Below are 23,480 nucleotides of genomic sequence, written 5' to 3' on the forward strand. Positions count from 1 at the left end.
TTTAATATTGAGCGCAAATTTTATATGATGGTCTATAGGGTTCACGGTTTTCTCATATCCTTTTAAATGATACTGTTGTGGGTGGATTTTTTGGATGGGGGCTGTGGGCTCTTTTTTGCACAAAAAATCCTGTTAATAGCTTACCACTTTGTAAACGATCAACAGGAAAAAGTATAGAGCCAAAAGTGTTTACCAACAAGCTTCTGCTGGTAAACACTTTTTATATAACCGTTATTTTTCCGCGGCGGCTAACAGTTGACGTAGTGGGATCAATCCTTGCGCTTGATATTTTTCAATAAAAGCTGCGACCGTTGCCGAATCTTGGGTGGTGCTATCTAATTGGAGTTGTTCAACTGGTAATGGCCGTTTATTGGCAATTTTAACATCGATCACCACTGGCCCATTGGCGGCTGCTGCCTGCGCAAAAGCAGTTTTTAATTCAGTTAAAGTCGTTACTTTAAAGCCAGTGGCCCCCATATTTTTGGCGATACCGGCCCAATCGGCGTCGATCAAGTCAACACCGGAGCGGGGTTGCTTAGTGTCATCCTGTTCGGCTTCAATGAAGCCAAGTGATTGGTTACTTAACACCACATTGATGATCGGTAGTTGTTCCTTGACTTGGGTCAGGAGATCTTGCATCACCATCGACCAACCACCATCACCGGAGATCGAGAAGACTTGACGTTCTGGAAATGCTTCTTGAGCACCGATCGCGGCCGGTAAGGCGTAACCCATCGTCGCATACCAACCTGAGGTAGTAAATTGTTCATGGTGGTTCATTCGTAAGAAACGCATACCATCAATGGTGACATTGCCAACATCCACTTGGAAAATCGCATCTGGTTTGGCTAAGTCATTGATCTGCTTGAAAATCGGTTCAACCCGCATTGGGGTTTGTTCAGCTTCTTCAAAACGATCGATCCATTGGCGCCAATTGGCCTTATTTGCTAGAGCGGCCTGATAGAATGGTTTAGCATCTACCGCGGCGCCGCTACGCTGAACCAACGCACGGAAAGTTTTAATGGCATCAGCTAAAATTGAAATTTCAACGGCGTGCCGCTTACCCAATTTGGCTGAATCAGTATCGACCTGAATGAATTTAGCTTCTGGTTTGAAGAAATGAGTTGTAAAGGGGAAATCAGTGCCGACGAATAAAACTGTGTCGGCGGCTTGCGCTGTTTCCACACCAGGTTTACTAGCAACGCGGCCGGCAGAACCCATGTAGGCTTTGTAATCATCGGGAATGATCCCTTTGGCGGGCGCTGTTGACATGATCGGAATAGCCAATTTTTCTGATAAGGCGATAATATCGTTTCTTGCACCACGTGCGCCTTGGCCAACGTAGATCAAAGGCCTGGTCGCCGCCTTAAGTAAAGCGATGGCCGCGTCAATTTTTTCATTAGTTGGCGCAATGGTATCACCGGTAGTAGCAGCAGTGGCCGTCGATACAAAATTGTCGTCGATCTCGGCCCAGCCAAGATCTTTAGGAATCGTCACGACTGCAACGCCGCGATACTTATACGCTTGACGGATCGCTTCATCAACAACGTGCGGTAGACCAGCAGCTGTGGTAGCAGTTCGATTATAAACAGCAACATCGGCGAACATCGGATTCTCGTTCATTTCTTGAAAGTAGTCTGTATTCATCATTGACGTTGGTACTTGACCAACTAACGCCAATACAGGCACATGGTCGTACTGTGCATCGTATAAGCCATTGAGCAAATGGACGGCACCAGGACCAGCTGACCCAAAAGTGACCCCAATTTTACCGGTAACTTTTGCTTCACCACTAGCCGCCAGCGCACCGACTTCTTCATGGCGAACTTGAACATAATGCAAGGTTTCACGCCGATTATACAAAGCGTTCATTGTGGAATCAAAAGAACCACCAGGTAAGCCATAAATATTTTTAACGCCCCAATCTTCCAGTACTTTTAGCATTGCATCAGCCGCGTTGATCTTTGTGGTCATCGTTAAAACGCCTCCTTAAATTGAACGAACTCGTTTAGATACTTACTTTTTATAAGTATAGTCTTTAGTATAATAACCTTTCTAAATTTGTAAACCATTTATACTCAATGTAATCGGTTGCTCCTGCGTTAGCAAGAAAAACGCTTGTTAACAGTAAACCGGCTATTTAGCGAAGTAACATGAAAACGGATCGTTTAACGATTAGAAGTAATAGCCAGATACAAGTAGCTTTTTCGTTGTTACGTACGCAAAAAAATCGACTAGATCATCAAACCCTACACGCGGCATTAAAGGATGTTAACGTCCGCAATAGTGTTAGCGGCAGTAAGCTTATTTCTTTTAAAATAGTGCATGCGCTGGTTCGTGAATCATTGGCTACGACAGAACCTAGTATATTAGGTTAGTCACTAGTACAGATTTACGGTTAGCATGTTGCGGCCACTGAACCGTGAGCAATTTAGGGTGCACTTCTTGGTTGGTTTTTTCGTGTATGATAGGCCCGGCTAGACAATTAAAGTGGGCTATGCTAGCGTTAACAATGGTCAAAGCATGATGATGCCTCGTTTACCTGTTTTGAGTTTCAATATGCTATGCTTAGACCAGATAATTGAAATATTAGGAGACAAAGGTATGGCAGATTTAGTTTATCAACGCATTATTAAGGATTTGACCCGGCGGATCTTCGCCGGTGAATTTGCGGCAGAGATGAAATTACCGGATGAGCGCCACCTTAGTGAAGAATATGCGGTCAGTCGTAGTTCGATCAAGCGGGCGTTGGCTTTGTTGGCTAACGATGGCGTGGTGTTTAAAAAGCGCGGTTCAGGTACATTTATTAATCCACTTTATTTAGAAAATCAGTCATTATTCAACTATGAAGGTAGTAACTTAGGTATCACCGATAATTTACAAATGGCTGGTAAGAAACCAGGAATCAAATTATTGGCGTTTGCGGTGATTCCAGCAACAACAACTTTACAACGGGATCTATTTCTACAGCAGGGTGAGTTTGTTTATCAAATCAAGCGGCTACGATTATTAGATGAGCAACCATTTATGATCGAAGAAAGCTTTATTCCCATTAAAGTCGTGCCGGAGCTAAATCGGGATATTGCTGGACATTCGATTTTTAATTATTTACAATCTGTAAAAAAGCAGGCAGTGACGAAGTCGTTTCTGACTATCGGGGCGGCGCCGGCAACGGCTGAAGATCAGAAATTATTGCAACTGAAAGTCAATGAACCAGTAGGAACAATGGCCGGAATTTTCTTTCTTGATGATGGAACACCAATCGAGTATTCATTTATGCGGATGCATTATCGTTATTTAAAATTTAATTCTTTTGTAGCAATTGATAAGCCAGAATAAACTTCACTAAATTAGCGAAGTTTTTGTTTAAACTATTTTTAATATTGGTACGACCCAATTATCAAAAAGGTTGACTTTTACAGCCGAATTGATTATCTTAGTACGTGAAGTTAGAAACTGATCCGCTGAACTTAGTTTGTTAAGGCAATTGTTGTTTTAAAAACCATTTAATTTGTAAAGGAGAATCGATCATGACGGAAACACAAACCGTAGATTATTCATCACCAGAATATTTCAAAAAATTAGATGCTTACTGGCGAGCGGCCAATTATCTTTCTGTTGGTCAGCTTTATTTAAAGGCTAATCCATTATTGCGGCAACCATTAAAGGCTAGCGATGTTAAAATTTATCCGATCGGCCATTGGGGCACGATCGCTGGCCAGAATTTCTTGTACGCCCATTTAAACAGGGTGATCAACAAGTACAATTTGAATATGTTCTATATTGAAGGTCCCGGTCATGGTGGCCAGGTCATGGTTTCTAATTCCTATCTGGATGGTTCATACAGTGATATCTACCCCGAGATCACTCAGGATGAACAAGGAATGCAAAAGTTGTTTAAACAATTCTCTTTCCCTGGCGGGGTGGCTTCTCATGCGGCAGCTGAAACACCAGGTTCGATCCATGAAGGTGGCGAACTCGGTTACACATTATCCCACGCAACAGGTGCGATCTTGGATAATCCTGATGTGATCGCTGCGGCAGTCACTGGTGATGGTGAAACTGAAACAGGTCCATTGGCAGCTTCCTGGTTCTCCAACACGTTTATCAACCCAATTCATGATGGCGCGATTTTACCGATCGTTAACATGAATGGTTTCAAGATCTCGAACCCAACGATTTTGGCCCGTAAATCTGATACTGATTTGCGTAAGTATTTTGAAGGAATGGGCTGGGCACCGATCTTCGTTGAAGGTGACGATCCTAAAGTGATGCATCCTGCTTTGGCTAAGGCAATGGACGAAGCAATCGAATCGATCAAAGCCATTCAAAAGAATGCCCGGGAAAACAATGATCCCACGCAACCAACGTGGCCAGTGATCATTTTCCGCGCACCAAAAGGTTGGACAGGTCCTAAAACTTGGGCTGGCGAACCAATTGAAGGTTCATTCCGCGCCCACCAGATTCCAATTCCAGTTAACCAAAAAGACATGGCCCACGCTGATGCCTTAGTTGACTGGTTAGAATCATATAAACCTGAGGAATTATTTGACGAAAATGGCACCTTGATCCCTGAATTGCGGGCCTTGGCACCAAAAGGCGAGCAGCGGATGTCAACTAATCCGATCACTAACGGTGGGATCGATCCTAAAGATCTGAACTTACCTGATTATCGGCAGTATGCCTTGGATAACACTAAACACGGTCAACAAGTCAAGCAAGATATGATCGTTTGGTCAGATTACTTACGTGATCTGATCAAGAAAAATCCAGATAATTTCCGGATCTTCGGCCCTGATGAAACTATGTCTAACCGCTTATATGGCCTATTTGAAGCAACTAGCCGACAATGGTTGGAACCGATCAAGGAACCTCAAGACGAATTTATGGCACCATCTGGTCGGATCATTGATTCACAATTATCTGAACATCAAGCTGAAGGTTTCAATGAAGCTTATACGTTAACTGGTCGGCATGGTTTGTTTACAAGCTATGAAGCCTTCTTACGAGTAGTTGATTCAATGTTGACCCAGCACTTCAAGTGGATCCGTAAGGCTGATGAATTAGATTGGCGCAACAAGTACCCATCCTTGAATGTGGTCTCAACTTCAACCAGCTTCCAACAGGACCATAATGGTTATACCCATCAAGATCCTGGTATCTTGACCCACATGGCGGAAAAGAAACCAGAATATATCCGTGAGTATTTGCCAGCCGACGCCAACTCATTGTTGGCGGTTAGCCCATTGATCTTTAACAGCAAGCAAACGGTTAATATTTTGATCACTTCCAAGCAACCACGGCCACAGTTCTACAACATTGATGAAGCCACTAAATTAGCAACTAATGGTTTAGGCATCATCGATTGGGCTTCAACTGACCAGGGAAGCAAGCCGGATATCGTGATCGCCGCTGCCGGAACGGAACCCAATATGGAAAGCTTAGCGGCTATTAATATTTTGCACGACAACTTCCCAGACTTGAAGATCCGCTTCATCAACGTGATCGATCTGTTGAAACTGCGCAGCCCAGAACGTGATTCACGTGGGTTGTCTGATGCTGAATTTGATCATTACTTTACTAAGGACACCCCAGTCTTGTTCGCTTATCATGGTTTTGAAGACTTACCACGGGACATCTTCTTCGATCGCCATAATCGCAACATTATGTTCCACGGTTATCGTGAAGAAGGCGACATCACCACATCGTTTGACATGAGGGTGGTCAACGAACTTGATCGGTTCCATTTAGCGAAGGATATCATCATGCACTTACCAGAATTTGCCGATAAGGGCGCTGCCTTTGTGCAACAAATGGACGATAAATTACAATACCATCACGATTATATCCGTGAAAATGGGGAAGATATTCCCGAAGTCCGCGATTGGACTTGGCAACCATTGAAATAACGCGCAGTAAAAAATCGACTTTTTAAAGTCGATTTTTTTATTTGCTCGAAAGTCGTGACATACAGTGTGCTACGGCTTTTTTTATCTTTGCATACTTGGCTGCCTGCGATTTATAGATAGTTTCCTGTTATGCAAAGTTTAATCAAATGGGCAAGTCGCATTAATTCACGAATAAGATGGTGAAGTTAGCTTAGCATATTTCTAGAAATCAGTTTAACTTTCGGTATACGATTATGGAGCAGATAAGTAATCATTGATAGCGAAATGGAGGCCTAGCTTGTGGACGATTTAGGTAAATGCATTTTGAATTTAGGCATTGGTAATTTTGAGTATGGCTTTACTTGGGGTTTGGAAGTAGAACGCCATCGTATGAGTGCTAATGGCTATTTAAGTACAGAACCTTATCCAGAACTTTTGGGTCAGCAAAATGCCAATCCGTATATTAAAAATGATTATTTCAATACGCAAAGTGAAGTGATTACCCCAGTAGCCAATTCAATAGGCAACGCTATGAATTATTTAGCGGCGTTAGATCACACTTTGCGTGCTGGCCTGGCCACAAATGAATATCTTTGGCCGTTTTCGTTACCACCTAAGTTGACGGTGGCTCGTAGTGAGCTGGCTTATGCTGATGTTGATCCACAGAAATTGGCCTATTATCAGGAATTGGCTCGACGCTACGGCTTGACTGAAGGCCTACCGGCAGGAATTCATGTTAATTTAGCACCGAAGCGGATCTGGACACAGATGATCGCACAAAAGCTACGTCAGGATCCGCAAAAAGCGCGGGATGAATTATTGCTTAAGCAAGCAATCGGGTTTATGCACTATCGGTGGCTGTTTACTTATTTAAATGGTGCTAGTCCAATTGCTGAAGCTAATTATTTGGCTGATTTACCACCACAACCAGTTCGCTCATTGCGTAATTCGCGCCAATTCGGTTACGGTTTTGCCAGCCATTTTAAAGGTGATTATACTTCAGTAACGGCCTATAGTGAACAGATGCGAGCAGCAATCGCAGCCGATGATTTGATCGCTGAAACGGCTTTTCATGAGGCGGTACGCTTACGTCATCCGGCTGGACTGATGGCTATGCAGCAGCATGGTGTGAGTCATATTGAATTACGGATGTTAGATTTAGATCCAACAACTGCCATTGGAATTCGTGGTTCAACCTTGTTATTGGTACAATTATTAGCGTTGCATTTTATGCTGATGCCTAAGTTAGATGCGACCGTTTTAGTTACAGCTAGTGCAATCAATGATCAAGTTGCCTTGGAGCAACCGCAACAATTAACTAGCCAACAGCAAGTTGGCTTAAAGTTGTTTGAACAATTGCAGAAATTAGTTGTTGTGGCTGACTTACCACCGATTTACGCGGCAGTAGTTACCCAAGCGGCCGAAAAAATGGTGCATCCACAGTTAACTGCTGCAGGCCAACTACTGCCGCGGATCCACTGCCAGTCACTGGCTCGTTACGGCTTACAGCAGGCACGTAATTTTCAATTACAGTCTCATTTGAATCCGTCACCAATTTATCATGGTTTCCAAAGCAATCCGCATCCGTCCCGTGCGGTTCTACAACGTGATCTCTTTGACCGTTTTCGCCATTTACCACGATTGAAACGGTCCGAAACGGAAGCTAGTTCGTATTTTTAAATGAATGACGCCTCTGCTAAAAAGTAAGCAACTAATTTTTAGTTCTACGCTGATTTTTATCGCCAAACTTGATTTAAATCAATTGCATCCACTGAACCTGGCGTTAAACTAGAACCATAAGTTAATTAAGAAAACGGAGGTCATCATTATGGAAAAAGCGATTATGCAATTAGATAACTTAACTTGCCCGTCATGTATGCAAAAAATTGAAGGGGCGTTAAAACAACAAACCGGTGTCAGTGAAATTAAGGTATTGTTCAATGCCGCTAAAGTTAAGGTTGATTTCGACACTAACCAAACGACTGCGGAAAAGTTGGCCGCTGTGGTTGAACGTTTAGGTTATCCAGTCAAGAAAATGAAAGTTAAAGAACTAAGCTAATATCAGGGATCCTGTTTCGGCTAGCTCATTTAGAAAAGTAAATTAGATGGCGCGTCATATGATCGTATATGGTGCGCCTTTTTTGTTGTTTGAAAGAATTGTACCGGTGAACAAAAACGAGCAGTGGGATCAAAATCAATTTGCGTAAATTAAAAATCAATGAGATAATTTAGTCCTTAAGCTAAAAATTAGTATCTAGTGGCGTAGGGTCTTGTTGCAACTCGCGGTTTGCGCGGTAGTTGCATGGACACTGCCCGTAACATCAATAATTATTAGCGTTTTGGGCTAATAATTGACCTTAATATGTGGCGTAGGGCCATGTTGCAACTCGCGGTTTGCGCGGTAGTTGCATGGACACCGCCCGTAACATCAATAATTATTAGCGTTTTGGGCTAATAATTGACCTTAATATGTGGAGTAGGGGATTAATTTATGCAGGAACGTCATAAAATTGGTTTATTTTCATTAGTAATGCTGGCATTGAGCTCGATCATCGGTTCTGGTTGGTTGTTTGGTTCCGGAGAAGCGGCAGTAGTTGCCGGACCAGCAGCAATTATTTCTTGGATCATCGGTGCGATCGTGATCATGGCGATCGCCTTTAATTACGTCGAGTTAGGGGCAATGTTTCCCGAAAGTGGCGGTATGAGCCGTTACGCCCAGTACAGCCACGGTCCGTTGCTAGGCTTTATTGCGGCATGGGCGAATTGGGTATCGCTGGTGACGATCATCCCCATCGAAGCAGTGGCCGCGGTTCAGTATATGAGCTCGTGGCCGTGGACTTGGGCCAACTGGACGCAAAGATTTGTTGCGCATGGGGATGTGACCACATTGGGGCTGGTGATCGTCTTTTTGTTCATGCTAGTTTTTACACTGCTGAATTTTTGGTCGATCAGGCTACTAACCCGTTTTACTAGTTTGATCGCGATCTTTAAAATGGTGGTGCCGGCGCTAACGATCATTTTGTTAGTGGCTTCCGGTTTTCACAGCGCTAACTTTGGCCATAGTTGGGCGACCTTTGCACCGCGGGGAAGTGCGGCTATTTTTCAAGCGACGACGGCTTCAGGCATTATTTTTTCCTATAATGCTTTTCAAACGGTGATCAATATGGGCAGTGAAATTCGTGATTCACGGCATAATGTGGCGCGGGGGATCGCGATCTCGTTAGCGATCAGCGCGGTGATCTATACATTATTACAGGTCACTTTTATCGGCAGTGTTCCCCCACATTTGTTAGCTCAAAGTGGGTGGCATGGGTTAAATTTTGCTTCACCATTTGCGGACCTAGCGATTCTATTAGGGTTGCAATGGTGGTCAATTTTGCTTTACCTAGATGCCTTTGTGTCGCCATTTGGTACTGGGGTCACTTTTGTTGCGGTGACAAGTCGGACATTGTGGGCGATGGCGAAAAATAAACATATGCCCCAATGGCTAGGGCGATTAAATCGGCGTTATGGCATTCCGCGCTTAGCTATGGTAGCTAACTTGGTGATCAGTCTACTGATGGTCAGTGTTTTTCGTAATTGGAGCGTACTGGCCAGTGTGATCTCTACTTCGACACTGATCGCTTATTTAACCGGTCCAGTGACCGTGATCTCTTTGCGTAAATTACGGCCTGACTTTAAGCGACCTGTTGCTTCAAAATGGTTGCGAATCGTGGCACCGTTGGCCTTTGTTTTGGCTAGTCTAGCGACTTATTGGGCCATGTGGCCGACTACGATTGAGGTCATTTTAGTTATTTTGTTAGGGTTGCCGTTTTATATTTACTATGAATGGCGCCAAGGTTTTCCGGCGTTACGCCAGCAGCTTAAAGGCAGCTTATGGCTGATCATCTACTTGGTATTTTTATCCGTGGTCTCTTACTTAGGTAGCCGAGCGTTTGGTGGCACCAATTGGCTGCATTATCCGTGGGATTTTGTTTTGATCAGCGTGGTAGCGTATGTTTTCTATCGGTGGGGGGTTGCTAGTCGCTTGGAAAGCGCAGAATTAGTGGCAGCGGCTAAAGTTAATGAACAAGTTAAGGTTGATGATGATTAAAAATGTGGTTAGATAAAGGATCGTAACGTAAATAGCGTTACGATCCTTTATTAGTTACAGTTAAGTTTTGGTGACGACAACTTAGTTTGATTCTCAATTAAATATTACAAATAAATTACAAATGAACTTTGTTTTCAATTACCATTGCTTAAAAAAACGCTTTCTTGCTATAATTAAAGCTGTTTACAAGATGTTTTCAACCTATTTGCATTTTATAGTAATTGATTTAGAATTAATTTAATCAATTTTTAATTTTAAAACTGAACTAAATTAATGCTTAATTTATTTTTGACGTTATACAAATGCAATAAGCGTTTATGCTGATTTGTGAAGGGCTTAACGGAAGGAGTACTTTTTATGAAAGCTTTAGCCGAATTAAGGAGTCAAGGTAAATATATCATTGTCCAGGTCCTTGGTGAAACACGTTTGGTGAAACATTTAGCCGAGATCGGGATGATTCCCGGTCGCGATATTACGGTGATTTCGCTGGCTTCCACAACTTCGGGAATGATGATCTATTTTCAAGGGCAACGTTTGGCCATTAGTAATGATATTGCACAACGGATCGTTGTCCGTGGGGTCAATGATGCGGCCGCTGCTAAGTTAACGCCTTTGGCTAAGTTGGCGGTGGGCAAATCGGGGATCATTCGCAAAATGCTGGGTGATCGCGCGTTACGGCGCCGCTTGATGGATATGGGGCTGACTAACAATACCTTGATCAAGGTTAGTCAAGTCGCGCCTTTAGGTGATCCGATCGAACTACATGTGCGCGGCTACAAATTAAGCCTGCGTAAGCAAGACGCAACCTGTATTTTGTTAGAGGAGGCCGATTAAGATGGAGATGACAACAACTGCTTGGTCCTTGGCGGGGAACCCTAATAGTGGCAAGACCACACTATTCAATGTTTTAACTGGCTCCAATCAGCATATTGGTAACTGGCCTGGGGTAACGATTGAGCGCAAAAGCGGCAAATTAAAACACAATAGTCAGGTTGAGATTCAGGATCTACCAGGAATTTATTCTTTATCACCATACAGTTCTGAGGAGATCATCACCCGTAATTATATTTTAAATGGTCAAACTGACCGCGTTTTGGACGTTGTTGATGCGACTAATTTGGAACGTAATTTGTATTTGACACTGCAGTTAATGGAAACGGGTGTCCCGCTGATTGTTGGTTTGAATATGATGGATCGTCTGAAAAAAGAAGGCAATCGTAAAATTAATTTGAAAAAACTGGCTTATATTCTGAACCTACCGGTGGTCAGCATCAGTGCATTAAAAAATCAAAACGTCGATCAATTAGTTAAACAGATGCAAGAATCAGATCTACAAACTTATACATACCCTGAATATGATGATCGCTTAGAATCAGCGATCAAACTGATCAGTGCCACCATACAAGGTCTGGTTCCAACCAGTCAGTTGCGTTGGTACGCGATTAAATTATTTGAACGCGATGAAGAAATCAGCGCTGATTTGAAATTAACGGCGGTCCAAAGACAAGAAATCGAAAACACGATCAATACAACTGAAAAAGTATTTGATGATGTTAGCGATAGTATTGTGGTCAATACTCGCTATGACTACATTACTCGTATCATGAATATGTGTGTGATCGATACCAACGATTTTTCCATGTCGTGGAGTGATCGCGTCGATCGCATTGTCACTAACCGTTTCCTGGCGTTACCGATTTTTGTTTTTGTGATGTGGGTCGTTTATTATTTATCGATTCAAACCATTGGCACTATTGGTAGCGATTGGATGAATGATGTGTTGTTTGGTAAAGGGATTCCGGCCGCAACCACTAGTTTACTGAATCAGTGGCAAATCCAACCGTGGTTAATTAGTTTAGTCGTGGATGGTATTATCAGCGGAATTGGTTCTGTATTAGGCTTTTTACCGCAGATCATGATGCTATTTTTATGTCTGAGTATTTTAGAAGATTGTGGTTATATGGCGCGGATCGCTTTTGTCATGGATCGTATTTTCCACCGTTTCAATCTTTCGGGGAAATCATTTATTCCCATGCTGATCTCCACTGGTTGTGGCGTACCAGGCATCATGGCCACAAGGACGATCGAAAATGAAAAAGATCGGCGGATGACGATCATGTTGACTACCTTTATGCCTTGTTCAGCTAAGTTAACTGTGATCGCTTTGATCAGTGGGACCTTTTTCTCAGGCAATTCCTGGGTGGCACCGTCGGCCTATTTCTTAGGTATTATTGCTGTGATCGGGTCGGGGGTTTTCTTGAAAAAAACCCGTATTTTCAGTGGGGCACCGGCACCATTTGTGATGGAGTTGCCAGCCTACCATTTACCCCGCTTCAGTAATATTGTCCAAAGTGTTTGGCAGCGAGCTGAGGCTTTTATTATCAAAGCCGGAACGATTATTTTCCTATCTTGTGTGGCGATCTGGTTCTTATCCAGCTTTAATTTTCGCCTACAAATGGTTGGCCAAAACCACAGTATTTTAAAAGTCTTAGGTTCGTTGTTGGCGCCGGTTTTTGCGCCGTTAGGTTTTGGTGACTGGCACGCAACCGTGGCGGTGCTCGCTGGTTTGATTGCCAAGGAAAATTGTGTGGGTACGTTGCACATTACTTTCGGTGCCGGCACCAGTCATGCGTCATTTGTTTCCGCTTTGCAGTCGGTTTATTCGCCAATGGCTGGGTACGCCTTCTTAGTTTTCAATTTACTCTGCGCACCTTGTTTTGCTTCTATCGGCACTATGTATAAAGAATTTGGTGATACTGGTTGGACATTACGGGCAGTTGGCTATCAAACTTTAGTGGCCTATATGGTGGCCGTCGTGCTCTACCAAGGCTCACAAGTGGCCACGGCGCAGTTCTCACCACTTAGCCTAACTATTGCGGTGATTGCCTTAGCTCTGATGATCTACGGTATTTTTGTAAAAAGAGAAAAAACAGAGGGGATCCTTGATTTAAATAGTAGTGCGGCTTAACTTTGATAATTGTTTGTCAATAGTTTTGCCACAAAAATGGTCATCGGTCGTAACATCAAGGTTTATTAGCTTTTTAGGCTAATAAGCTACTAGCAGAAAGGGGATTTCGCAATGTCAACATTTATTTTAGCGGTGGTGCTATTTGCCGCTGCAGGTGCCATTGTCTATTTACGATTTTTCAAAAAGGGTGGCCATTCTAGTTGTCATGACTGCTCAGACGTGGGGTGCCCGCTGGCTGATCAAGCACATATCTTGCAGAATAATAATCAAAAGCGCGGTTAAGTTAGTTTGATCCGTGCTGTCCATCTAACAAGTGTTGGCTGACACCGCACTTGTTTTTTTGTGCCGTGAAAAGGATTAAACTTAGACTATGTAGAATAGGAGGAAATTAATTTGATTAAAAAATATTTTTTCTTCGATATTGATGGCACGTTAACGGATCGCAAAACCAACCAGATCGTGCCCAGTGCGCAGATGGCCTTGGATCAGTTACAGGCTAAGGGCTATTTCGTAGCGATTGCTACTGGCCGAGCACATTATAAGGCAGTACCGTTTATGCAGCAGGTAGGTTTACGTAACATGGTTTGTTCCGGTGGTGGCGGGTTGGTAGTGGAGCAGAAGTTGATCCAGAACAAGCCCTTAGATCTAAGTAAGGCTAAAGCAGTAATTCAGCAGGCCGAGAACCTAGGATACGGAGTTTTAGTGATGCGGGATGATTCAATTCGGGTGTGGAGCAAAAATGATTTATTCCGTCAGCAAGTTGGCGAGCGCCAAGAAGCCACTGACTACATCATTGATCCGCAATTGGATTTTCAAACGCTACCGGTGATCTACAAAATTTACGTCGCGATTCCAGCGGCGGCGGAGATGAAATTGACTTTGAAAGCGACCTTAGGTCATTTACGCTTTGTGCCGGAGTATCTAATGTTTCAATATGACGATAAGTATCGAGGAATCGTGGAGATGATGCAGCGACTTAATGCACCACTTAAGGATGTGGTGGTGTTCGGTGATGGTCTGAATGATCTCGTTATGTTTCGGTCACAATGGACCAGTATTGCTTTGGGCAACGCGGCGTCAGCGGTTAAAACACAAGCTGACTACGTGACTGCCGCTAACACTGATGATGGCGTATACCGAGCTTGTCAGAAATTTGGTTGGCTCTAGACTGACTTAACGGAAACTAGAATTTCCCCTATTTAGGCGCATGGTATAATAGAAAATAGGTGCAAGGGAGGAATTATGGTGCGAGCCAAACAATTAAAGGGGATTTTATTAGCGACGATCGGGGCAATTTTATGGGGTGTTTCTGGACCGATCGCGCAGTGGTTGTTTACTGCTTATCAGGTGGATTTGGTCTGGTTGATCGAATCAAAAATGCTGATTTCTGGCGTTTTATTATTACTAGTTGCAGCTTTATTGCCGCGCGAACGACAGCGTCTGTTTACAATTTGGCATTCTTGGCGAAGTAGCGGTGAATTGCTTATCTTCACCGTTGGCGGGATGTTGGCGATGCAATTTGTGTATTATAAAGCGGTCGCAGTGGGCAATGCTGCAACGGCCACTATTTTGCAGTTTTTGTCGCCAGTTTTCATTGTGGTTTACACCATGTTACGTGAACGGGCGGTACCGCGGCGCGCGGATGTTATTGCAGTTTTAGTTGCTTTGTTAGGGACTTTTTTGTTAGTTACAGGTGGGCAACCAACGCATTTAACGATTTCACCGGCCGCATTATTTTGGGGTGTGGCAACTGGAGTAGCTGCTGCGGCCTATGTTTTGTTACCTATTCGGTTGTTAGCACAATATGGTGCGATCGTGGTCTCCGGTTGGGCCATGGTTTTAGGTGGGTTATTATTTAACCTAGTTCATCCTGGCTGGCAGCAACTACCGCACTTGGATTTATTCGGCCAGTTAGGTTACTGGTTCATTGTTATTTTTGGTACTGTTTTTGCTTATTCACTCTATTTAGCTAGCTTAGACTATGCTTCGGCAACTGCAGTTGGGCTGTTGGATGCTTTTGAGCCATTAGCAGCAACGATTCTAGCCGTTTTATATTTAAATGTTCGTTTTGGTTGGGTCGAGTTTGGCGGCACCATGCTAATTTTAAGCACAGTCTTTATTTTGGCCTTAGCCCGGCCGCAACCGTTGACCAAGCAAGCTGGACAATAAGAAGTACAAATAGATTGGCTGGTCGAGGGTCTATTTGCGGCAAAAGGCTGATAGCGTTGTATACTAATTGCCAATAGTTTATTCACTAACGATCGGTGCATTGTGTAGATCTTGGATCTGCTGAACAAATTGGGCGATCAATTCTAATTGTTCAGGTTGATAGTTGGCTAATAAAAGTTGCATTTGGTGATCCAGTTGTTGATGTAATTGCTGGTGTGCGTAGTTTAATTGCTGCCCTTTTTCGGATAGAGAATAGTACACTTCCTTCCGGTTATCAGTGCGCTTAAATTTATCGATCAGTTCAAACTTGATCAGCTTGTTAACCGTTTTAGAAATGGCGCCTTTAGAAACCTGTAAATGGGCGGTTAATTCGGTACCGTTGACAGGCTGATTCTTACCAATATCAGCCAAAGTATGTAGCGAAAGCAACGGTAGATTGTTCAAAACTTGTTGCCATTCTGGTGTTGTTTTTAGGCGTTTGAGCAGCCATTCTTGTTCAAAGGAGCTATTACTGGCGGTGGTAGTCGCAACTTGCAGTAATAGCGGTTCGATAGTTTGTTTAAAATAATTGATTTTATCCATGTGTTTTACGGCCCCTTATTGAATTGATCTAATCCACAAAAAACAGCGACTTCTTACGGTATGATCTAAATAGTTTCCAGTCAAAAGATTAGGCGTTATTGATCGAAGTGCGGTAAACTTAGTTTCAGTGTAAACTATAGCATGAATTTTGTGATCGAAGCAATTACGGACTAATAATTAAACCGAAATGGAGGTCAATTTAATGACAACTTTTATCGTGGGCGCACATGGCCAAATTGGGCAGTTAACAACTAAGGCATTAGCAGCTACAGGTGAAAAGGTCGTCGCGGGAATTCGCGATCAACAGCAAGCAGCGACGTTAAGTGCGTTAGGTGCGCAGCCACAGGCCTTTGATCTAGCCAGTTTACCGGCTGAACAAGCGATTGCTTTTGAAGGTGTCGATAATGTGGTATTTACTGCTGGTTCTGGTGGTAATACCGGCTATGATGGCACCTTGCAAATTGATTTAGACGGTGCGATCAAAACGATGATCGCTGCCGAACAGGCTGGCGTCAAACGTTACGTGATCGTCAGTGCACTTTACGCAGAACAGCGTGATAAATGGGCACAAACTGGGATCGCGCCTTATTACGTGGCGAAATATTACGCCGATGAATGGTTACAGCACCGCACTCAGTTGGACTACACGATTTTACGACCAGGAGTGTTGACCAATGCTGTGGGCACAGGCAAAATTGATCTACAACCGGCCGCGGCTAAGGTTAAAAAAATACCGCGGGCGGACGTTGCGGCAGCAATTGTGGCCGTCCTGAAACAGCCGCAAACTTATAAACGTGTTTATGATTTAGTCAGCGGTACTACTGACGTTAATACCGCGTTTGCTTAAGCAATACTCGAGTAAGAAAACAATCTAAAATTAGTCCTGATGTCAATCGTTGAAAACCGATTAATACCAGAACTTTTTTGTTTACACTGAGAGTAAGGACAAAATTGAACATACTCCCTAAGATTTCAAGCTCAGCATTCAAAGAGACAATCATCATTTTCGGTGCACAAATAAGAATTTTCAAGATCTGGTTTAAGAGATGACATAATGTGTTGAGCATGAAAAAAATGAGTCTCAAAATTTTTAGAAAACAGTGATATCTTGTCTGATGCTAACATATGGAATGTTTGAAAAATTATAGTTACGTTTAAGACTTCTACATTACAAAGGGGGCGATGGGTATTGTACCAAGCCATTTAAAATTACGTATAGATTGTTATGGCTAAACGAACATCGGCCAAGTGAAAATAAAGCATGAGGTTTACTTCATGACCTATTTTTTAAATGTTTTGGTTGATAGCGCTTCTTTAAATGTAAAAATTGGACAGATAAACCGGAAAATGAGAGTAGCCACCAATAAATTACGCCTGCGATTAACGTAAAGATTGAACAAAATACAAATTGAGTAATTCTAGTATTGCTTAAAGAAATTAAAGATGACAGCCATTGAAGAATAATGATCACAACAATATATATGGCATTAATTTTAACTAGTGTAGTTAGATTGGCAAAGTTCCGAGTGACGCTACATTCCTGTAGGAGAAAGTGTACTGCTAGAACAGCTGGTACACCAAAGGCGATGGCCGTTGCTAATAAGGCACCATAGTCATAAAAAAGGTTAATCAGTGGATATTGAATCAGTATTTTGATTAGCAAACCGATCACTAATAGTAATACAGCAATACGGTGTTTACCAACAGCTTGCAATGAAGTTAAAATATCAGTGAAAATTGCTAGTATAAAACTAATCATGATTGCAAAACTCATTAAATGGCTACCTCGTATATTATAACCGAAAAAAATTGTATTGATTGGTCCAGCCAAGGCACTTAATGTGATGACAGTTGGGGTTAAGAGGCCGAATAGTAATTTGAAATTATCCTCAATAATTTGACTAACTTTTTTTTGATTATGCTGAGCCCCGGCCAAAATTGGTAATGTAGTTTCGGCGATTGCCAACGCTAGCGAAATAATTACCGTAGTTATTTTGTTTGGATTGGCCGAAAATAAGGTGAATAAATTCTGAATTTGAGTTTGTGTCCAATGTGTTGACTGCGCCATTATTTGCATAAATGTGAATTGATCAATCAGTTGACCGAGTGTTATTCCTGAACCAACGAACACAAACGGTAGCGCTTCTTTAAAAATATTTTTAAATAAACGTAGGTTTTTTGCTGGCTTGGCCGGTAAACTCTCTGCACTAAGTTGCCGGTAAATACCTGATTGTGATCGCAAGTAATAATAAAGATAACTTAAACTGGCTAATGCACCAATAAAAGCAGCGAAAGTACTCAAGGCGATGGCGGTTGTAAGTGATTGCCGTAGCAAAGTATAACTAGTAAAAGTAGCCAATAAAATAAAAATTACTCGAATAAATTGTTCAAGTAATTGTGATAAGCCAAATGGTTTCATATCTTGATTTCCTTGAAACCAGCCACGTGTTACACTCATGAGTGGTAAAATCAGCAATGCCGGTACTAGGGAGCGAATAACTGTTGTAGCTGCACTTTTGTTGACTATTGGTGATGCAGCTGCAATTAATGGAGCCAAAATAAAGAAAAGGCCACCACAAATAAGCCCAGAAATTGCCATGAAGAGTAATGCAGACTGAAATAATTTTTTACTATCTAAGAAACGATTTTGTGCGTTATAAATCGCGATTTTTCGAGAAATAGCAGTCGGAATGCCCGATGTACCTAGGACAAGGAACAGACCATAGGGTGTATAGGCCGTATTATATAGCGCCTGGGCACTATATTGATTTTGCACTGAACCTAACATTAATAGCCAAGGAATAATGTATAGAACGCCTAGTACTCGAGAGAAAATACTACCAAAAGACATCCAGAAGGTGCCGGCAAGCATTTTATTTTTCATTACTAAACCTCATTTAGATGTTTTTAACTACTTAAGATTATTAAATAGGCTTCCGTGACACAGTATATCATTGATGACGGTCGAACAAGAACATTAGTTGATGCGAACATGTTGATAGGAGACCTGCTTTTTAGACGAGGCAACCGGCAAAGCTTTTGTCCTTGCCTTAAGGGCCGTCAAGTTCATTATATTAAAATTGTGTTTGCCATATGTTGTCTAGTGGCCCAATTGACAAACTTGGTTATTTGGACTTAGCTAGTTTTCTTGAAGTGTGTGTCTAGATCTAGGTATACAATAATTCTCTTAATTCAGATGAATGATATTATTTGATTCGCGAGAGTGATAAAGGATTGCCGCAGATTCTAGCTACTTTCTTTACCGCGTTCTTAAATGGGGCTGGGATTAAGCTCGGTTTGTTGTATCTAATATTTGCAAACTTAAATGTCGATAAAAGTTAAGTCGTGTATCAACGTTAGTCGCTTTTTTTGCTGGCGGGAATAGAAAACCTAGGTTATACTAGACGGGTAAATAACGGATGAGCAATATCGTTATATTGAAGCGGAGGTTTTTACCGAATGGAAATGCAAAGCCAAGAATTTATCGCGGCGATCCGCGCAGAACAGTATACGACGACTGAAGTAGAATTGACGGCCACCGATATTAAGAAAGCGGATCTAACCAAATTAACGGCTGCTTATGCGCAACTACAGAAACAACTAGCGGCCGACCGGATCAGCCAGATCAAGATCACCTTACCTTTTGTTGAACCGGCAATGATTGAAATTCAAGCAAATATTATTAATTTGCCTTATGAATTAGTTGACAAAATTGCGTTACTGACCAATGCCGAGGAACAGCGACCGGTGAATCTTTATTTGATCACGACAGCAGCTAATTTGAATGCTTCTGGAATGCGAATTGATCAAATCAGCAGTGTCGCGGCTTTTATAGAGGCACCGGAAACAATTGCTGACCAAATCGATACGGCGATCAAACAAAAGCTGATCGAGTTACAAGCGGCTGCCGATGCTCCTGCTGAAGAATGAGTGAGCACGTTTAATTTTGTTATTAAAGTGAAATTGAAGCATAACGTAATTAATGCTATTCTTATAGTAGCAAGTTACGTGATATAATTAAAAAAAGCGTTGCCAATCAATGGTAATGTTAGAATGATTCTTAATTTTGGGAATCAACTTTATTTACAAGAAGGAGCCACGTCCATGAATCGATTGTCACAATTAAAAATGAATACACATCTTTTTGCGACGGACCTGGGGGATTTAGGCGCCGGGGAGTTTTTCTGTCCTAATTGTGGTGCACCGATCATGACGAGCGATAAGCAGTGCGCCAATTGTGGATTTGACTTAGTCGCTTATCGCGAAGGTCGTCCGCAACCTGCGACAAGCACATCAGCGTCCGCAACACCTACTAGTGAAGCGCAAAGTGCTACTTCAGTTGCGTCACCCACATCTAGTGCGGCAACCTCGGCTAGTGCAGTTGCTGCTAGTGAAAATTCACCTTTAAGTCAGGCAGCAACTTCCACTGCCGCTTCAGCAACCAGTACGCCAGATAGTGCACTGCCAAACGTTGACGAGCGGGTGATCGAAAGTGCTGCCTCTGCAGCAGCAATTTTATCGGCGATCCAAGCCGATGAAAACCCTGAAGAAGTTATTGCTAAATTAAAGGCTGCAACTCAGCAGTTGATGCCAGAAGACCTAGGATCACCGGCTAGTGCACAGCCTGAATCGAGTGCCTCATTATCCAGTCGCCGTGAGGCGCACATTGCTGACAAGACTAAAGATATCAGTGATATTGTGGATCAGGTCCGTGCTGCCACTGATAGCAATCAGGCGCATCTCTTACCAGAGGATCTTAAGCTTGAATCGACGGCTGCTTCGTCGGCACAATCCGCCACGCGAATGTCGCGGCATGAAAAAGCTACAACAAACGATGCAGCGGCCTCGTATACGGCACAGCGAGCAATTACGCCAGAAGAACGTGCCGCAGCTTCATTAAAGCAAGATGCTACTGCCAAAGCGACCGCAAGTGAACAACCGGATGAACCAGCTGCGAAACCAACGGCCACACAAAAGGATGAACCAAGCCACAGTAGTCATAAAAGTAAACGTAAGTGGTGGATCATTGCGATTATCGTCGTGGTGATTTTATTAGGTGCGTTTGTTTTTGGCCAACAGTATTTTAGTCGTGGGGCACAGCTAGATCGCGCTTTTGCGGTGCTAGCGACTAATAATCCGAGTCAGGTCAGTCAGATCATGGCCAGTAGCAGTACTGATCTACGGTTAACTCCAGGTAATAGCCGCCCTTTTGTACGTTTCACCAAGGCTAACCCGCAATACTTAAAAAAAAGTAAGGCACAATTAAAACAAGCTAGTTCAACTAAGGATGGGACCCTAGGTTTTATTAAAGAGGGTCACCATTTTATTTTTACGGCTTATCAATTGACGATCACACCAACTTATCGTACGATCTCCACTGATCTACCCGCGCCATCAATTTATTTAGATGGCCAAAACGTGACCGCTAAGAAACCTGCAGCAACACAGAAAATTGGTCCGTTTATTCCAGGAACTTATACCCTAAAGGTTGAAGCACAAAGTGGTGACAAAACGTTGTCACGAACGGTACACCCAACTTTTCTAGTAGCCGACGCACAAACGATCGATATGACGTTAAAGCCCGTGACGCCGGTGGTACACAGTAATGTGGCCAATGCAACTGTATACGTCAATAATGAAAATAAGGGCACGTTGCAAAATGGACAGTTAAAACTACCTGCTTTAAACTGGGAAGCTAATTTAAAATTACATTTAGAAACACAAATTGCTGGTAAAACGGTCAAGACTAAGGCAGTGACGCTGACAAAAGCGACTAATCAAAGTATTGACGCTAATTTTACCAATCTACCAACTAAAGCTCAGACTCAGGATCTGTTGAATCGGCTTTATCAAACAGCTGGAAATGCTACCAATGCTAATAATACCAACAATACTGCTGCCTTAGCTGCATTTTTCAAGAACGGCACTAACGCTGCAGCCTATAAAAAATTGGCAACTTTTATTAGTCAGGCGCGGGACAGTAATAGTAACATCGACCATACTGATTTTAAAGTTCAGGTGGAACAAGTGTTGACCAGTAATGATCAGACGACAGTTAATTTTACGGTCACCTATACAACTAGCTATGTTCAAACAGCTGGTTTACAAACCCGGATCCAGACTTATCGCTATACAGGTGCGCATTTAACCAGTGCCAGTAAGAATCTCCAGGTTATTGATTTTGGTAGCCATGAAGAAAAAACTGCTGATAATAATGCCAATTAAATAATGCTTAGAAAAATAGGAGTTATGCCGAAGTGGCGTAATTCCTATTTTGGTGTTTTATAATCAAAATGCTTTTAAAAGCTAGATGTTACTTACTTTAAGAACTTCTACGGGTAACTACTGGAAATAGTTGAGCGAGTCTTGTGGTGGCAGATAGGCCGTTAAGGATGATCTGCTGCAAAGTGACTTCACGCTGCCGATCATAAATAAGGAGCTGCGTACCTTGATGTTTGATATGAAGTCCACGTTGGTAAGCCGCAATTAATAAATCTTGCTGCTCAATCGTCATGCCCGTTGCTTCAGGTAGCAGGGCACGGCTACGTTGTTGGTGATGGGCTGCCGCTTGTTTGAGGGCAAAGGCAGTCATTGAAGTGGTGGCCGCGCTTTTCATGATTTGCGCGCTAGGCGTCAGCTCTGGCCGCGTTACTCGCTGGAGTACTGCAGCCACTGCTTGCCGATAGCTTAACGGCCAACTTTGACTAAATGTTTGGAGCGGCTGTAACCAGGCCGCCATTGCGGTGGCAAAAACTGAATGTGCTTGGGGTACTTCTAAAGCAGTGATTCGGTTACGTTGGTGTGCAGTGGCTAATGCGGTAGCCAGATCTGTTGGTAACGGTCGCACTGCTAGATAGCTTAAGAACACTTTGAAAAAGCGTAATGTTGTTGAACTAAGTGCATTGCTACTAAAAGGATCTAGATCAAAGATCCTAAATTCCAAATAGGTGATGCCTTGGTCAGATAAGGCGCTAAGGTCTTCTTGGCCCTTTAGACGCACTGGTCCGTAAAATTCGTGAGGGGAATACAGCTCGCCAGAACGAATACCGGCACTGATGCCATTTAAATAAGTAGTTAGTGAAGTATAAGCAACTTGTTCAGAAGCAGCGTTAGTGAAGCCATATTCACTATTACGTACACTGCGTACTGGGTGCAGTAGCGCAGTTGGCGTCGTGGTGAAATAATTAGGCGCAGCTTGCGGGCTGGCACCAAACAAATAAGTAAGCAACCAGCGACTTAGCATGAAGTTTTGGACAATATGAAAGTAAAGCTCATTACGAGCCATAATGGTTTGGCCGGCTAATAAAGTGGCTGGTAAACTAAAGCTAACGTGGCTGCCAGTCGTGATCTCATGTTGGATACCGTATTTTTCTAATAAATAATCGCGATAATTTTGGTAAGTTGGGCGCTCAAAATGCTGAGCGATAAAAGCTAATTCGGTGGTATTAACTGTAGGTGGCAGCGACAGCGGCCAGATCAGTTCACCTGGTTGCAGCGCCCGAGTGAGGATCATTTGTAAGGTTGCTAATTGCCGGCTTAAGGCAGTTATTGAACGGTGTGGATCAGTGATCAATTCAGCCTGACTTTCGGCGAAATCGGATTGGAAGTAAGGTTGTGAACGACGGTCACCTAAAGCTGCGGGATGGGCGCTCTGGCTCAGATGGCCCTTTTGATCGATTCGGTGTTCTTCCACTTCAACACCTAATTGGCTTTGTTGCAGTAAAGCTATTTGTTGCGGATTAACTAACAGATTGCGCACAACGATCACCACTTTATTTGG

At 42.9% G+C, this 23,480-nt stretch carries 17 protein-coding genes; 13 read left to right on the forward strand and 4 right to left on the reverse strand.

Annotated features, from left to right (window positions below; translation table 11 throughout):
- Positions 1-231: 231 nt before the first annotated feature.
- On the reverse strand, positions 232-1,974 hold the full coding sequence (gene spxB / locus FFM78_RS08030) for a pyruvate oxidase (RefSeq protein WP_137637927.1): 1,743 nt from the start codon (positions 1,972-1,974) through the stop codon (positions 232-234).
- Positions 1,975-2,604: 630 nt separating this feature from the next.
- On the opposite strand from spxB, the gene FFM78_RS08035 reads away from it, so the two are divergent.
- From FFM78_RS08035 to FFM78_RS08080, 10 genes are all read left to right on the forward strand, one after another.
- Positions 2,605-3,339, forward strand: coding sequence for a GntR family transcriptional regulator (locus FFM78_RS08035; RefSeq protein WP_137637928.1), 735 nt, complete (start codon positions 2,605-2,607; stop codon positions 3,337-3,339).
- A gap of 191 nt (positions 3,340-3,530) precedes the next feature.
- Complete coding sequence (locus FFM78_RS08040) at positions 3,531-5,909, forward strand: phosphoketolase family protein (RefSeq protein WP_223877036.1); 2,379 nt, start codon at positions 3,531-3,533, stop codon at positions 5,907-5,909.
- Positions 5,910-6,188: 279 nt separating this feature from the next.
- Positions 6,189-7,568 carry a glutathione synthase gene (locus FFM78_RS08045; protein ID WP_137637930.1) on the forward strand — a complete coding sequence of 460 codons (1,380 nt, stop codon included), beginning with the start codon at positions 6,189-6,191 and terminating at the stop codon, positions 7,566-7,568.
- 148 nt (positions 7,569-7,716) lie between these two features.
- Positions 7,717-7,947 (forward strand): heavy-metal-associated domain-containing protein, encoded by a 231-nt coding sequence (locus tag FFM78_RS08050; protein WP_137637931.1) that lies wholly within the window; start codon positions 7,717-7,719, stop codon positions 7,945-7,947.
- A 432-nt stretch (positions 7,948-8,379) separates the two neighbouring features.
- Positions 8,380-9,981 carry an APC family permease gene (locus FFM78_RS08055; protein ID WP_137637932.1) on the forward strand — a complete coding sequence of 534 codons (1,602 nt, stop codon included), beginning with the start codon at positions 8,380-8,382 and terminating at the stop codon, positions 9,979-9,981.
- 357 nt (positions 9,982-10,338) lie between these two features.
- Positions 10,339-10,815, forward strand: a complete 477-nt coding sequence (locus tag FFM78_RS08060; RefSeq protein ID WP_137637933.1) for a FeoA family protein — start codon at positions 10,339-10,341, stop codon at positions 10,813-10,815.
- A 1-nt stretch (position 10,816) separates the two neighbouring features.
- The gene (gene feoB / locus FFM78_RS08065; protein WP_137637934.1) at positions 10,817-12,949 is read left to right on the forward strand and encodes a ferrous iron transport protein B; all 2,133 of its coding nucleotides are present in this window, start codon (positions 10,817-10,819) and stop codon (positions 12,947-12,949) included.
- Between the two features lie 111 nt (positions 12,950-13,060).
- Positions 13,061-13,231, forward strand: a complete 171-nt coding sequence (locus FFM78_RS08070) for a FeoB-associated Cys-rich membrane protein (protein ID WP_137637935.1) — start codon at positions 13,061-13,063, stop codon at positions 13,229-13,231.
- 111 nt (positions 13,232-13,342) lie between these two features.
- Entirely contained in the window at positions 13,343-14,116 is a 774-nt protein-coding gene (locus tag FFM78_RS08075; protein WP_137637936.1) for an HAD-IIB family hydrolase, read from the forward strand.
- A gap of 78 nt (positions 14,117-14,194) precedes the next feature.
- A complete protein-coding gene (locus FFM78_RS08080; protein ID WP_137637982.1) occupies positions 14,195-15,118 on the forward strand; it encodes a DMT family transporter in 924 nt (307 codons plus the stop codon).
- 78 nt (positions 15,119-15,196) lie between these two features.
- Here the strand turns inward: FFM78_RS08080 and FFM78_RS08085 are convergent, their stop codons facing one another.
- Positions 15,197-15,700, reverse strand: coding sequence for a MarR family transcriptional regulator (locus FFM78_RS08085; protein WP_137637937.1), 504 nt, complete (start codon positions 15,698-15,700; stop codon positions 15,197-15,199).
- Positions 15,701-15,902: 202 nt separating this feature from the next.
- Here FFM78_RS08085 and FFM78_RS08090 point away from each other — a divergent pair, with 202 nt between their 5' ends.
- On the forward strand, positions 15,903-16,547 hold the full coding sequence (locus FFM78_RS08090; RefSeq protein WP_137637938.1) for an SDR family oxidoreductase: 645 nt from the start codon (positions 15,903-15,905) through the stop codon (positions 16,545-16,547).
- Positions 16,548-16,973: 426 nt separating this feature from the next.
- On the opposite strand, the gene FFM78_RS08095 is transcribed toward FFM78_RS08090, so the two are convergent.
- Positions 16,974-18,584, reverse strand: coding sequence for a putative polysaccharide biosynthesis protein (locus FFM78_RS08095; protein ID WP_137637939.1), 1,611 nt, complete (start codon positions 18,582-18,584; stop codon positions 16,974-16,976).
- Positions 18,585-19,159: 575 nt separating this feature from the next.
- On the opposite strand from FFM78_RS08095, the gene FFM78_RS08100 reads away from it, so the two are divergent.
- Together FFM78_RS08100 and FFM78_RS08105 are read left to right on the forward strand one after the other, a co-directional pair.
- Complete coding sequence (locus tag FFM78_RS08100) at positions 19,160-19,630, forward strand: hypothetical protein (protein WP_137637940.1); 471 nt, start codon at positions 19,160-19,162, stop codon at positions 19,628-19,630.
- 174 nt (positions 19,631-19,804) lie between these two features.
- On the forward strand, positions 19,805-21,925 hold the full coding sequence (locus FFM78_RS08105) for a TcaA 3rd/4th domain-containing protein (protein WP_137637941.1): 2,121 nt from the start codon (positions 19,805-19,807) through the stop codon (positions 21,923-21,925).
- A 97-nt stretch (positions 21,926-22,022) separates the two neighbouring features.
- Here FFM78_RS08105 and FFM78_RS08110 read toward each other — a convergent pair whose 3' ends face one another.
- A complete protein-coding gene (locus tag FFM78_RS08110) occupies positions 22,023-23,459 on the reverse strand; it encodes a gamma-glutamylcysteine synthetase (protein ID WP_137637942.1) in 1,437 nt (478 codons plus the stop codon).
- Positions 23,460-23,480: the final 21 nt, after the last annotated feature.

The organism is Loigolactobacillus binensis (genome assembly GCF_005405165.1).
In the GTDB taxonomy this organism is placed as follows: Bacteria; Bacillota; Bacilli; order Lactobacillales; family Lactobacillaceae; genus Loigolactobacillus; species Loigolactobacillus binensis.